At 69.4% G+C, this 14,133-nt stretch carries 10 protein-coding genes; 5 read left to right on the top strand and 5 right to left on the bottom strand.

What is annotated here, in order from left to right; genetic code table 11:
* Positions 1-83: 83 nt before the first annotated feature.
* Together AOZ06_RS49580 and eccE are read right to left on the bottom strand one after the other, a co-directional pair.
* Entirely contained in the window at positions 84-755 is a 672-nt protein-coding gene (locus AOZ06_RS49580; RefSeq protein ID WP_054297489.1) for a hypothetical protein, read from the bottom strand.
* Positions 756-814: 59 nt separating this feature from the next.
* Entirely contained in the window at positions 815-1,999 is a 1,185-nt protein-coding gene (gene eccE, locus AOZ06_RS49575) for a type VII secretion protein EccE (protein WP_054297488.1), read from the bottom strand.
* A 445-nt stretch (positions 2,000-2,444) separates the two neighbouring features.
* On the opposite strand from eccE, the gene eccB reads away from it, so the two are divergent.
* Entirely contained in the window at positions 2,445-4,040 is a 1,596-nt protein-coding gene (gene eccB, locus AOZ06_RS49570; RefSeq protein WP_083472453.1) for a type VII secretion protein EccB, read from the top strand.
* A 286-nt stretch (positions 4,041-4,326) separates the two neighbouring features.
* Here eccB and eccCa read toward each other — a convergent pair whose 3' ends face one another.
* A complete protein-coding gene (gene eccCa, locus AOZ06_RS49565; RefSeq protein WP_054295740.1) occupies positions 4,327-8,322 on the bottom strand; it encodes a type VII secretion protein EccCa in 3,996 nt (1,331 codons plus the stop codon).
* A gap of 186 nt (positions 8,323-8,508) precedes the next feature.
* Here eccCa and eccD point away from each other — a divergent pair, with 186 nt between their 5' ends.
* Both eccD and mycP read left to right on the top strand, forming a co-directional pair.
* Positions 8,509-9,906, top strand: coding sequence for a type VII secretion integral membrane protein EccD (gene eccD / locus AOZ06_RS49560; protein ID WP_054295739.1), 1,398 nt, complete (start codon positions 8,509-8,511; stop codon positions 9,904-9,906).
* Entirely contained in the window at positions 9,906-11,312 is a 1,407-nt protein-coding gene (gene mycP / locus AOZ06_RS49555) for a type VII secretion-associated serine protease mycosin (protein ID WP_054295738.1), read from the top strand. The genes eccD and mycP overlap by 1 nt, the downstream gene beginning before the upstream one ends.
* Positions 11,313-11,348: 36 nt before the next feature.
* On the opposite strand, the gene AOZ06_RS49550 is transcribed toward mycP, so the two are convergent.
* A complete protein-coding gene (locus AOZ06_RS49550) occupies positions 11,349-11,573 on the bottom strand; it encodes a hypothetical protein (RefSeq protein WP_054295737.1) in 225 nt (74 codons plus the stop codon).
* Positions 11,574-11,690: 117 nt separating this feature from the next.
* On the opposite strand from AOZ06_RS49550, the gene AOZ06_RS49545 reads away from it, so the two are divergent.
* A complete protein-coding gene (locus AOZ06_RS49545; protein ID WP_054295736.1) occupies positions 11,691-12,806 on the top strand; it encodes a sensor histidine kinase in 1,116 nt (371 codons plus the stop codon).
* Positions 12,803-13,465, top strand: coding sequence for a response regulator transcription factor (locus tag AOZ06_RS49540; protein WP_417999925.1), 663 nt, complete (start codon positions 12,803-12,805; stop codon positions 13,463-13,465). The genes AOZ06_RS49545 and AOZ06_RS49540 overlap by 4 nt, the downstream gene beginning before the upstream one ends.
* On the opposite strand, the gene AOZ06_RS49535 is transcribed toward AOZ06_RS49540, so the two are convergent.
* Positions 13,448-14,125, bottom strand: coding sequence for a TetR/AcrR family transcriptional regulator (locus AOZ06_RS49535; RefSeq protein ID WP_054295734.1), 678 nt, complete (start codon positions 14,123-14,125; stop codon positions 13,448-13,450). The two genes, AOZ06_RS49540 and AOZ06_RS49535, sit on opposite strands and share 18 nt — an antisense overlap.
* Positions 14,126-14,133 lie beyond the last annotated feature (8 nt).

Here is a 14,133-nt window from a genome sequence, read left to right as displayed (position 1 = left end):
TGGAAGGACGATCAACAGGGTGCGTTGTGACCATGCGATCGCACAAGGTCACAACGGGGGTTTACATATTCCCAGAAAAGGTTTTAATCCCCGCGCCGAATCGGTCCGATGATCTGCTGTTCCCGCTGAGTGGTCACCAATCGCAATGGCCGCCACAAGTTCGCGCCCAACGCCACGACCTGGTCGTCCTGCAACGAAGTCAGCTGATTGATCATGGGTGGCGGCAGTCGCCAAATTCGCGAGGCGAGTTGTGCCTGACCGGACGGAAGTCGTTGCATAAGCACAAGATCGGCGGCGTTCGCGGTCGCCCCGGCCTGCGGGTGCAAATACGGCAAAACGTAAATCGTGGTCTGCCACGGCGTTCGCGGCGGGAACAACTCCTGCGGAGTCGGGCCGCCGTCGTGCACCACGAGCAACGGACTGTCCTCAGTGGGCCGTGGCAGCTCCACCGGGCTGAGCCTGCGGATCTGCACGATCGGCACCGGACGACCGTCCGGAGTGGTCCCCGCTGCCTTCTGCAGCACCTGCCACTTGGTCGGTCGCCCGGTCGCGACCACCACCCACGCGCCGACCGCCATCGCCCGCAACGCCGTCTGCAAGGCCAGGTACAACCCGCCGACCAGGACGATCCTGGTCGGCGCCGGGCGCATGGTCGAGACCATCAGCGGCTCGCCGCCCTGCGTGTTCTGGCCGAGCACCATGCCGCCGCGGTCACCGGACGGGCTGACGTGGTCGAGCATGTCCGGCGAGACCATGAACTCCGGCGCGACGCCCTTGTTGAGGCCTTGCGCGTCCACCAACCGGCTGGAGCCGCTCACACCGCACCTCCCAACGGCAGCGTGGCTGCGAGACCGGCGGCCTGCAGGCCGCGCAACGGGGTCAGCGTGATTCCGATCTTGTCCGAGATCGCTTCGAGCCGCTCGTCGGCGGCGTCGAGCTCACTGGGCGTCCGCGCGCTCACGCGCACCAGGCCACGCACACCGATCTGGTTGTCCTCCGCGCCAGGCGAAAGCGACAACGCGATCGTCGACGACAGCGCGCGGACACCGGTCAGCGCGTTGAGGCTCGTGGCGACCTTGCCGTTGGGCCAGCCGGTGATCGAGTAGCTCGCGTGGCCGACACCCGCTGCCGTCACACCCGTCCACTTCTCCTGCAGGCTGACCCGGGAGTTGTTGCCCGCGACCGCGGTCAGCTCGGCCGAGGTGATCCCGGCCTTCAGCAGCTCGTCCGGATCCAACGGCCGCGTCGGCACGCCACGCGACTCGAGAGCGTTGCGGACACGGGACAAGGCGCCGATCAACGCGCGGTGCGCACCCACGACACCGCCACCACGCTCGCGAACCGCGGCGGGGCACCGGCTCGGGTCGAGGCGGATGGCCACCCACGTGGTCCGTCGCGCCGCGGCGGGCAACGGGCCGAGCACCTCCATGTACGAGGTGAGTGCGGGCGAGTTCGGCGGCAGCGACGTGCTGCCGGGGTAGCAGTGCCAAATGACCTGAATGGCGTCGAGGACCACACCGCGGTCCTCCAGGCACGGCGCCAGCGCGCTCAACGGCAGGCTCGGCGTGGTGCCGACCTGCGTGACGAGGCTCGGAGCCGGGTCGACCAGCAGCACCGCGGTCCACGCGCCGTCGTGCCACGCCAGCCCCACTGGGCGGCGTTCGTGGTCCTGGCCGTGCGCGACGACCAGGTCCGGCACGGCCAGCCGCAGCAACGCGACCCGCGCGTCCTCGGGGCCGGTGACGGCCGCGGCGCTGTCGGCGGCGACCTGTTCCATCGAGATCGGCGCTGAGGGCTTCGTCACCCTGCCGTGCGAGCGGAACGTGTACCGCGTGGTCAAGCTCACCCACTGCGGGAACCACCGGCCGCGCCACCGGATGAACGCGAACAGCAGCGCGATCACCAGCACACCGGCTGCCACGTAGAGCAGGTCCGTGTCGATCGCGAGCAGGATCAGGCCGATCGCGAGGCCGAGTTCCACCACGACCAGGTTGGTCACCGGCAGCGCGCCGAGGCTGGCGCCGACCGTGCGCCTGCGGGCCGAGATCGGCACCTTCGGCGGGCTGGGCGGCGGCTGCTGCGGCATCGGCCCGCTGTTGGGCGGGCGCTGGCCAGGCGGCGGTCCGGACGGCGGTCCGGGAGGTCCACCGGGCCCGGGCGGGCCGGGCGGGCGTCCGCCGGGCGGCCTGCCTCCCGGGGGCGGTCCACCACCGGGCGGGCCGCCTGGTCCGGGTGGGCCGCCGCCGGGTGGACGTCCCCCGGGCGGTGGCATGCCATGGCGTGGAGGCGTTGTCACCGACATCCCTATCCGTCTCTTCCCCTCGATCTTCCCCGCAGGCGGATCGACACTGGTCAGCCCCAGTTCCCCGGAACTGCCAGCCCACCGCCTCCGGTACGGCTATCCTGCGGAACCGTACCGCGACAGGGAGAGCTGCAGGCCGAGAATGCCCTCAACACCGACGACAAAGTCTCAGGTTCAGGCGTATCGCTTCGTGCTGCGAAGGATGCAGTCCGCGCTGGTCCGTAAGGACGCAGTGATGCTGCACGACCCGATGCGGACGCATTCGCGTGCGACCGCCGTCGGAGTTGTCCTCGCCGCGATCGGTGTGCTCGGGTTCGTGATCGTGGGCTTGCTCGCGCCCAAACCGACGGTCCCGGACGGCGGGATCATCATCGCCCAGCCGTCAGGCACGGTGTACGTGGTGGCGGGCAACCCGAAGACGCTGACGCCCACCTTCAACCTGGCGTCCGCGCGGCTGCTCCTGCTGGCCCAGCAGACCCAGGGCCAGAGCAGCGGGAGCGAGAGCCCGGACGTGCCCGCGCAGAAGGCCGAGAACCCGACGGTCATCGCGGACAAGGACCTCAAGGACATCCCGAAGCGCCAGCTGACCGGAATCCCGAACGGCCCGCAGTTGCTGCCCGCCGACGACCAGCGCATCAGCGACAACTGGGCCGTCTGCGACGTGATCACGCTGGACAAGTCGCTGCCGGAAGCCCAGCAGGCGACCGGTATCCAGACGTCGGTGCTCGCGGGTGTCGGTGAGCTCAACAGGGAGCTGCAGCCGGGTGAGTCGCTGCTGGTGCAGGCGGAGAACAAGAAGACCTACCTGGTCTACCGCACGCCGAGCACGATCAACCAGCGCAACTCCAACGCGGTGCGGGCCGAGGTCGACATGTCCAAGCCGTCCGTGGTCCAGGCGCTCAAGCTGGAGAAGGGCGCGGTGCGCCGGATCAGCACCGGCATGCTGAACGCGATCCCCGAGGTGCAGGCGCTGGCCGCGCCGACGGTGTCGGGCAGCGGGAACTCCGACCTGGGCGTGCCGGTCGGCGGCGTGTTCGCGGTGCCCAACGCGGGCAACCGGGACTACTACGTCGTGCACAACGACGGCATCGAGAAGATCAAGTCGACCACGGCCGACCTGATCCGCTACGAGAAGTCGGCAGGCAGCGCGAACATCCCGGACATCTCGCCGGACCGGATCACCTCGCAGACCCAGCAGGACGAGATCAACGACACCGCGTCGCCGGACACCCCGCCCGGAGTGCTCCAGGCGCAGGCGGCGGGCAACTCGGTGGCCTGCCTCGGCTGGTCGCTGCAGGGCGCGGGCGACGCACGCGACGGCCACACCTCGCTGCACATCAGCGGCGAACTGCCGCTGCCGAAGGACGCGTCGGGGACGAAGATGGAGCCGTTGAAGATCGCGACGCCGAGCGCGGACGGCCAGAAGATCGACAGCTTCTTCATGCCGCCGGGCCGCGCGGCGGTGGTCAGGGGCTCGGCGTCGAAGGCGGACTTCGACAGGGGACCGATCTACCTCGTGTCCGACCGCGGCGTGAAGTACGGCATCCCGGACACCAGGACAGCGGGCGCACTGGGGCTGGAAAAGCAGAGCCCGGCACCGGATTCGATCGTCCGGCTCCTGCCGGACGGGGCCTCGCTGTCGGCGAAGGACGTCAACCGCAGCTTCGACTCGGTGCCCTTCGACCCCGACGCGGGAACAGTGAACACCCCTGCCGCCCAACCCGGCGGCGGTTCGTAACAAGCCGCGCTCACAGGTTCGTCGACGCCCGCCGGAAACCCGGCGGGCGTCGTCGTGTTCGGAGGGGGCGAGTTCAGCCGGGCGAGATCACCGAACCGGGCGAGCACTGGCCCTCTTCCTCGACAACACGCGCCCACCCGACGGCGTCGTGCTGTCGCCGCTTCGGCTGGGCATCAGTTCGTCCACATCCACACCGACGGCTGCCCGTACTGTCCACCGAGGACAAGTGTGCACACGGAAAAGCGGGGCACCCGGCTGGGCGCCCCGCTTCTGCTCGTCCGGTGACCTATTCGGGCTGCAACCAGGAAGTGTGGATCAGCTGCTGGCCCAGCTTGCGCGTGACCATCACACCGCGGCCGGGGGGCAGCGGCTTCGACTTGTAGTTGCCAAGCAGGACGCCTTCGTCCTTGCTCGCGCTCATCACGAGACCAGGCGACGACAGTTCCTTCAGCTTGCCGATGATCGGGTCGAAGGACGCACGGGACGCGCCACCCGAACGGCGGGCGACGATCATGTGCATACCGACGTCCTTGGCCTGCGGGAGGAACTCCTGCAGCGGCTGCAGCGGGTTCCCGCCCGCCGTCGCCACCAGGTCGTAGTCGTCGACGATCACGAACAGCTCCGGACCCGACCACCACGACCGCGTCTTGAGCTGTTCCTGCGTGGTGTCGGGACCCGGCAGCCGCTTCTTCAGCGAGCCGACGACGTCCTTCATCATCTCGTTGAGCTGGTTGGCCGACACGGCGTAGCCGAGCAGGTGCCCGGTGTTGATGAAGCCCAGCATGGTGCGGCGGTAGTCGACGAGCAGGATCACCACGTCGTCCTCGGAGTACCGCTCCATGATGCCGCGCACGATGTTGCGCAGCAGGTTCGTCTTGCCGGACTCGCCGTCGGCGAACGCGAGGAAGTGCGGCTCGGCGTCGAAGTCGACGTAGACCGGGGCCAGCTCGTCCTCGTTCACGCCGATCGGGATCAGCCTGGTGTTGCGGTGCTTGTCCAGCTTGATCAGGTCGTCGTACGGCATCAGGTCCGGCAGCAGGCGGATCGCCGGTGCCGGCTGGCCGCGCCAGCTCTGCCTGATCCGGTTCGCCGCGTCCTGCACACCGGCACCGACGTCCTCCGCGCTGGACGAGCCGTCGATGCGCGGCAGGCCGACGAGGAAGTGCAGCTTGTCCCGCGTCAGACCGCGACCGGGGCGGCCGGCGGGCACGTTCACCGCGACGCGGCGGTCGATGTCGGACTCGGTCGGGTCACCGAGGCGCAGCTCGAACCGCGTGCCCATCAGGTCCTTGACCGCCGGGCGGATCTCGGCCCACCGGCTGGCCGCGACGATCACGTGCACGCCGTAGGACAGACCCTGCGCGACCAGGTTGACCACCTGCGCCTCGAGCGACTCGAACTCCTGGCGGAAGTTCAGCCAGCCGTCCACGATCAGGAACACGTCGCCGAACGGGTCGTCGGCGATCTGGCCCTGCCGCTTGCGGTTGCGGAAGTCGATCATCGAGTCGATGTTGTGGTCGCGGAACTGCTGCTCGCGTTCGGTGATCAGCGAGGTGATCTCGGCGACCATCCGGCGGGCCAGGTCGGGGTCCAACCTGGACGCCACACCGCCGACGTGCGGCAGCCCGCGCAGCGAGGCGAGCGTTCCACCACCGAGGTCCAGGCAGTAGAACTGCGCTTCCTGCGGCGTGTGCGTCAACGCCATCGACATGATCAGGGTTCGCAGCAGCATCGACTTGCCGGACTGCGGACCGCCGACGATCGCCGCGTGCCCCATGGCACCGGAGAAGTCCGCGGTCAACAGGTCACGGCGCTGCTCGAACGGCTTGTCGATGATGCCGAGCGGCACCTGCAGCCGTCCGTTGGCGAAGTGCCCCGGCACGGTCATCCCGCGGTCGTCGGTCGGCTGCAACGGCGACAGCAGCGTGTCCAGCGAGTTCGGCGTCTCCAGCGGCGGCAGCCACACCTCGTGCGCCGGGGCGCCCTGGCCGATCAGCCGCTTGACGATCACGTCGAGCTCGCTCTCCTCGGCACCGCCTTCCGGCTTCTGCTCCTTGGGCTGCTCGGCGGGCCGGACCGGCTCCTTGGGGATCTCGATGTAGTCCGGCACGAACAGCCGCGGCCGTTTGTCGCTGGTGACCGGCGCCGACGGGCCGGCGGCCTGCATGCCGGCGGGCCGGTACGGACCGGACACGTAGGACGCCTTGAACCGCACCATGTTGGTGGTGTCGTACTTGAGGTACCCGGAACCGGGGATGGACGGCAGCTCGAACGCGTCCGGCACACCGATCGCGGCACGGGATTCCGCCGCCGAGAACGTCTTCAGACCGATCCGGTACGACAGGTGCGAGTCGAGGCCGCGCAGCTTGCCTTCCTCCAGCCGCTGCGAGGCCAGCAACATGTGCATCTGCAGCGACCGGCCCAGTCGTCCGATCGCGACGAACAGGTCGATGAAGTCCGGCTTGGCGCTCAGCAGCTCGGAGAACTCGTCGACCACGATGAACAACGCGGGCAACGGGTCGAGGTCGGCGCCGTTCTCACGGGCTTTCTCGTACTCCCAGACGTTCTTGAAGTTGCCGCCGTTCTTCAGCGCTTCCTGGCGGCGGTTCATCTCACCGGCGAGCGCGTCGCGCATGCGGTCGACCAGCGTCAGGTCGCCCTGCAGGTTGGTGATGGTCGCGGCGACGTGCGGCGCGTCGTCCAGGCCGAGGAACGTCGCACCACCCTTGAAGTCGACCAGGATGAAGTTGAGGATCGTCGACGAATGCGTGGCGAGCATGCCCAGCACCAGCGTGCGGAGGAACTCCGACTTGCCGGAACCGGTGGCGCCGATGCACAGGCCGTGCGGGCCCATGCCCTCCATCGCCGCTTCCTTGATGTCCAGCTCGACGGCCTGGCCGAACTCGCCGATGCCGAACGGGACGCGGTAGCGGTCGCGGATCGGCCGTGGCCGCCACGCCTGCTGCACGTCGAACGTCATCGGGTCGCCGGGGATGCCGAGCAGCTCGAGCAGCGTCGGGTTGGACAGCAGCGGCTCGTCCTCGCCGGTGTCGGCCGCGCCGGTGCCGAGGCGGTACGGGGAAAGCTTGCGCGCCAAGGCTTCCGCTTCGGCGATGCTCAACGTGTCCGGTGCGCCGAACCACTCGACGCCGCTCGCGCTGCGCGCACCGAGCCGCGTGGGCTCGACGACCAGACGCAGGCCGCGGCGCGCGGTCAGGTTGCCGAGCGAGTCCGACAGGTCGAGCAGCGTGACGCCGATCAGGCCCTCTTCGAGGATGATCTGCTCCTCGCGGGTGACGTCGCCGTCGTCGATCACGATCACGATGTGCGGCTGGTCCGGCTGCGGCGGCGCGTTGCGCGTGAACCGCTGCCGTTCGCGCAGCTGCTCGTCCAGCCAGTGCTCGACCTGGGCCAGCGAGCCCGCCATCAGCCGCATCTGGCCGATGCCGTCCACCATGGACGGGTGCTGGGCGTGCGGCAGCCACTTCGCCCATTCCCATTCCGCTTTGGACCGTCCGGCTGTGACGACCGCGATCATCACGTCGTCCGGTGTGTGGAACGTGACCAGCTGGGCCAGCATCGCCCTGGCCAGTGCGCGGGTCAGCTCCCGCTCGCCTGCCATGCTGACCGCGGCGAAGTTGCGGATCGCCAGCGAGATGGGCAGGTCGGGCACGATCGAGTGGGCGCGCACGAACCGGCGCAGCGCCAGCGTGGCGATCGGCTCGAGCTCGTCGACCGGGCCGGTCTGCGGCGGCACGAGCCGCGTGGCCAGGCGGGTCGAGGCCCGCCCGACGCGCAGGTGGCAGAAGTCGGCGTCGGCCTGCCTGCGTTCCCACATCCGGCGCGAGGTCGCGATCGACCACATCGCCTGCGGGTCCGGGTGGATCCACTCGCGCTCGGAGCGCTGGTCACGGGCGGCCTCGCGGGCCCGGTCGCGCATCTGGCCGAGGTAGCGCAGGTAGTCCTTGCGGTCCTCGTTCATCTCGGCCTTCTTCTGCCCGCCACCGCGGCCACCGCCGCCCGCGAACATGCCGACCATCGAGAACATCATCATGACCGGGAACAGCAGGGACATCGGGTTGCGCGCCTGCGGCCCGCCCAGCGTGAACATCATGACGACCATGCCGAGCATCGCCACGACCATCACGACCGGCATCATCTTCATCAAGATGCTGCCGGGGATCACACGAGGCACCTCGGGTGGTGGCTCGAGGTGCACCTCGCCGCCCGGCGGCCGGGGTGCGGCGAGGCGTGGCAAACGCTTGAACTGCAGCGTGCTCACGGTGTGGGCCCCTCTTCGACGCTCGACAGACGTACATATTGCGGAACCGCCAGCGGAGGTGATCCCGGTGCGGCCATACTAGGGGCGCCCACGGACGGGGATGCGCCATTCGGTGAAGAAGCACCCGGCCAAGTGGGCGACCGCATATGGTCAGCAAGTTCGCAAGAAGGCTCGAAGGGGGCAGGCGTGGCTACGGGGACGACGGTGTTCAGCAGGGTGACGGTCGTCGCGCCGAGAACGCGCATCGACGTCGCACTTCCCGCTGACGTGTCAGTGGCCGACCTGCTGCCGATGCTGCTGGACATGGCCAAGGAGACGTCGCCGGACGGCGGCGCCCGGCACGGCGGTTGGTGCCTGGCCAAGCTGGGCGACAGCCCGCTCGACCCGAGCCGGACGCTCGGCTCGCTCGGCATCGTCGACGGCGACATGTTGCAGCTGCGCAAGCGCAACGAGAACCCGCCGCCGCCGCTGTACGACGACGTGGTCGACGCGATCGCCGAGTCCAGTCCGGACAGTTTCCGGCCGTGGACCAAGCAGACCGCCAACCGCATCGGTTATGTGGCAGGCGCGCTGGCGCTGGTGCTCGCGGCGGTCGCGGCGTTCCTCGGTGGCCCGTTCGGCGGCGGTTCCCAGCTCGCGGCGGCGATCGCGTCCGGTGCGGCCGCGGTGATCGCGGTCGGCGCGGGCGCTGTGGTCGCGCGGGCCTACCAGGCGGCGACGGCCGGTGTGCTGATCGCGGCGGCCGGTGGCCTGCCGATGGCGTTCGTCAGCGGCGTCTACATCGTGCCCGACGGTCTCGGGGCGGCGAACTTCCTGCTCGGCTCGGCGCTGATGGGGATCGTGGCGTCGGCGTCGATCATGCTGATCGGTGCCGGTGTGACCACGTTCGTCGCGGCCGGGACGGCGTCGGTGTTCGGCATCCTCGCGTTCGCGGTCGGCACGCTGATCGACCACCCGGCGCCGGGTATCGCGGCAGGCACGGCCGCCGCGGCGCTCGCGGGCATCTCGATGCTGCCGAGGCTGACGATCCAGCTGGCGAAGCTGCCGCTGCCGAACGTCCCCGGCAGCGCGGAGGACCTCAAGGAAGACACGGCCATGCCGGACTACCGCTCGATCGAGCGCCGCGCCGGCCTGGCCCACGAGTACATGACCGGCATGATCGTCGGCAGCGGGATCGTGGCGGCGGTGTCCGCGATGATCAGCGCGACGGCCCCCGGTGTGTGGGGAATCATCACCGCGATCGTGGTCACGCTGGTGCTGTTGCTGCGCGGCCGGACGTACGCCAACGGCAGCCAGGCGGTGGCGTTGCTGGCCACCGGCATGCTGTCGGCGGCTGGTGTGCTGATCGGCTGGCTGGTCGTGGCCAGCTCGTTCGACCGCCTGCTGTGGGTGTTCGGCGCGCTGCTGCTGATCGGCGCTGCCGCGCTCGTGCTCGGTGTGATCTTCCCCGAGCAGCGGTTCTCGCCACCGCTTCGGCGCGGGGTCGAAGTGTTCGAAGCCATCTGCATCGCGGCGGTGCTGCCTCTGGCACTGGCCGTGATGGACCTCTATTCGACGTTGCGGCACCTGAACTTCAAGATCTGATGAAGACGACCACGGCAACCAGGATCGCGGCGGTCACGGCGGTGACGGGTCTGCTGCTCGGCCAGCCCGCTTTCGCGCAGCAGTCCGGTTCCGGCGGCAAGCCGCCACCGGTCGACGTCAAGCGCGCGGTGGTGCCGGACACGAAGGCACCGCCCACGAACATCGAGTACACGAAGAAAACCGGCTGCATCGGCACGCTGAGCGACGGCAAGGTGGTGCTGCCCAACAAACCGTGGGGCCAGCAGCAGCTGCGCATCGAGGAAGCGCACACCTTCGCCACCGGCAAGGGCCAGATGGTCGCGGTGATCGACACCGGTGTGCGCAAGCACAAGTACCTCGGCGACCGCGTGGTCGCGGGCGCCGACTACGTCGCCAAGTCCGCGGACCCGACCGAGGACTGCGACGGGCACGGCACCGAGGTCGCCGGGATCATCGCGGCGAAGAGCCCGGATCTGACCAAGATCGGCTTCACCGGGGTCGCGCCGGACGCGCGGATCCTCGCGATCCGCCAGTCCAGCGAGAACTACAAGGGCACCCAGCAGCCGACGTCGGAGAACCCCAACCCGCAGGAGCAGACCGCGGGTGACCTGAAGACGCTGGCGCAGGCGGTCGTCAACGCGGCCAACAACAGCGATGTCACCGTGATCAACATGTCGGTCGACAACTGCAGGCTGGCCAAGTACGACATCTCCGAGCCGGAGAAGGACCTCCAGCGGGCGCTGCGCTACGCCGTTGACCAGAACAAGGTGGTCGTCGCGTCGGCAGGCAACCTCGGTCCGATCTGCACGGACGCCAAGAACGGCCCGGATCCCAAGAACCCGACGCACATCGTGACGCCGCCGTGGTTCGCCGATGACGTGCTCTCGGTGTCGGCGGTGAACCAGAAGGGCAACCTGGCGCCGTTCAGCGTGCAGGGGCCGTGGATCAGCGTGGCCGCACCCGGTACGGAGATCATCTCGCTCGACCCGGCGGGAGAGCTGGCGAACCGGACGGTCCAGGGCGGCAAGCAGGTCGAGATCCAGGGCACGAGCTTCGCGGCGCCGTACGTGGCCGGGCTGGCGGCGCTGATCCGGGAGCGGTTCCCGACGCTGACCGCACGCCAGGTGATGAACCGGATCAAGATGACCGCGCAGCACCCGGCGGCGCCCGGTGGCCGTGACAACCTGGTCGGCTACGGGATGATCAACCCGATCGCGGCGCTGACCGCGATGGTCCCGCCGGAGTTCGGCATCCCGGCCGACAAGGCGGAGAACCTCCCGGCCGGCATGCCCCCGTTCCGGCCGAAGGACTGGTCGTCGATGTCCGTCGCGCTGATCGGTGCCGGTGGTGGCGTGGTGCTGTTGCTGCTGACGCTGTTCATCATGCACGCGATCCGCCGCAACAAACCCGAGGACGCGGACGCGTGACGGCGCCGGGCTCGTGGTGAGCCCGGCCGACGCCGGTCAGGCGGACCGGTAGGAAGCGATCGCCAGTGCCGCGCCGACAGCGGCGACGGTCAGGTTGGCGTACAGCTCGTACCCGGCGAGGAAGCCGATGTTGGGGATCACCCACCGGTTCACCGAGTTCAGGACGAACCCGAAGAACGGCTGGTGGAACAGGTGGTCGATGGTGCCGCTGATCCCGACGAGCAGCAGGAGCACGCCCACCGCCGCGATGGCTTTCCGCATGGTGGTCAAAGGTACGAAAAGGGCCCTGACCAGCGGATCGGCCGGAGGAACGGCCCGCTGCGACCAAAGTATCAACTTCCCGGCAGGCGGCCGGTCCCCGCGTACAGTCCCTGAATCATGAAGCGTCGCCGCAGCGTCCGTGACTGGCTGGTCGACACCACCCTGTTCCTGTTCGCGGCGTTGCTGGGCGTGCTCGCGGTCAACGACCGGTTCAACGGCAGCGTGCCGATGCCGGATCCGGCGTGGCTGTTCCAGGTCGACCAGGTCCTGGGTCTGCTGGCGTGCTGCACGGTCTGGATCCGCAAGCGCTGGCCGGTCGAGATCGCGCTGATCCTGCTCGCGGTGTCCACGTTCTCCGAGCTCACCGCGGGCGGCATGCTCGTGGTGCTGTTCACCGTCGCGGTGCACCGGCCACCGAGGATCTCGCTGCCGGTGTTCGCGCTGAGCCTGGCGTCGACCACCGTCTACATGTACGTCCGGCCGGAAACCGGTGACACGCAGACGCTGTTGATCCTCGCGCTCACCATCCAGGGCATCGTCCAGGCGTGGGGGCTGGTCGTCTACCACCGCCGCCAGCTGATCATCTCCTTGCGGGACCGCGCCGACCGGGCCGAGACCGAGGCGCAGCTGCGTGCGCACCAGGTCAGGGAGGAGATCGCCCGCGAGATGCACGACGTGCTCGGCCACCGGCTGTCGCTGCTGAGCGTGCACGCGGGCGCGCTCGAGTACAACCCGGCTGCGCCGACCGACGACATCGCCAGAGCGGCCCAGGTGATCAGGGAAAGCGCGCACCAGGCGTTGCAGGACCTGCGCGAGGTGATCGGTGTGCTCAGGGCCCCGGTCGGTGAGCTGCCCCAGCCGACGATGGCCGACGTGGCGACGCTGGTGACCGAGTCCCGCCGCGCCGGGATGAACGTGCGGTTGCGCCAGGAGCTCAGCGGGACCGTGCCGGAACTGCTCGGCCGGACCAGTTACCGGATCGTCCAAGAAGGACTGACCAACGCCAGGAAACACGCGCCGGGCGCGGACGTCCGGGTGGTGCTGACCGGGGAGCCCGCCGACGGCCTGACGGTCGAGGTGGTCAACACCCTCGTCACCCCGGCAGGCGAGAACACCGACGGCCAGGGCCTCAAGGGCCTCGGCGAACGCGTCGCACTGGCTGACGGCCGGTTCGAGCACGGCCCGACCACCGAGGGATGGCGCCTGAGGGCATGGCTACCGTGGCCTGCGTGACTACCTCTGTCCTCATCGTCGACGACGATGCCCTTGTCCGCGCGGGCCTGGTGATGATGCTCGGCGGCGCACCCGACATCACGGTCGTCGGCGAGGCGAAGGACGGGACCGAGGTCGTGCCGTTGGTCGAGCAGCACCAGCCGGACGTCGTCCTGATGGACATCCGGATGCCGGCCATGGACGGCCTGTCGGCGACCGAGATCCTGCGGTCCCGGGGCTCGTCGCCCGAGGTGATCATCCTGACCACCTTCGACGCCGACATCCACGTGCTGCGCGCGTTGCGTGCGGGAGCGGCGGGTTTCCTGCTCAAGGACACCCCGCCCGGCGAGATCGTCGACGCGGTCCGCCGGGTGGCGCAGGGCAGCCCGGTGCTGTCGCCCGCGGTGACCAGGCGGCTGATCGACCGCGTCGCGGAGACCGACCACGACCGGCGCCGGATCGACGCCCGCGACCGGCTCGAGGAACTGTCCGAACGGGAGCGTGAGGTCGCCGTCGCGGTCGGCCGCGGCAAGTCCAACGCGGAGATCGCCTCGTCGCTGTTCCTCAGCGTGCCGACGGTCAAGACGCACGTGTCGAGCGTGCTGACCAAATTGGACCTGAACAACCGCGTGCAGATCGCGCTGCTCGTGCACGACGCCGGGCTACTCGACGGCCAGTGACCTGACGATGTCGGTCATCTCGGCGCGGTAGACCGCGGCCGGGTCGCTCACCACCGAGCCCATGTGCCCGAAGACCTCCAGCGTGACCAGGCCGTGCATCCGGCCCCACACCCGCAGCGCGAGCACGGCCGCGTCCGGCGACATGCCGGGCACGTCCTTGATCCGGTCGGCGTAGCCCGCTGGGAAGTCGGTCCACGCGAACTCCGCGTCCCGCGGCCGGCAAGCGTTTGCGACCAGGTGGTTGAGCCCACCGCAGATCCGGCGCGCGGCCTGCTCGACGGGGTTCTCGTCGGACGGCGGCTGATAACCGGGCACGGGGTCGCCGTAGACCAACCGGAACCCCTGTGGGTTGGCCAGCGCCCACTCGCGCAGCGCGTAGCCCCACGCCAGCAGCTTGTCCTGCGGTGTCGACGCGGCGTCACGCGCGGCTTCCAACGCGTCCGCGAGTGACTGTCCGACGTCTCGGATCAGCGCGGTGATCAGGTCGTCGCGCGTGGCGAAGTAGCTGTAGATGGCGCGTGCGGTCATGCCCATCTCCCTGGCGATGCCGCGCAGCGAGATCGCGCCGGGGCCCTCGTCGGCCATCTGACGCAGCGCGATCCCGGTGATCTCGCCGGTCGTCTGGATGCGGAGCCGTTCCCGCCTGGTCAACGTGTCCACGGTTGACA

Source organism: Kibdelosporangium phytohabitans (assembly GCF_001302585.1).
GTDB classification, from domain to species: domain Bacteria; phylum Actinomycetota; class Actinomycetes; order Mycobacteriales; family Pseudonocardiaceae; genus Kibdelosporangium; species Kibdelosporangium phytohabitans.
Note: the sequence above shows the minus strand (reverse complement) of the source record. Positions and strands in the feature narration are given on the sequence as shown.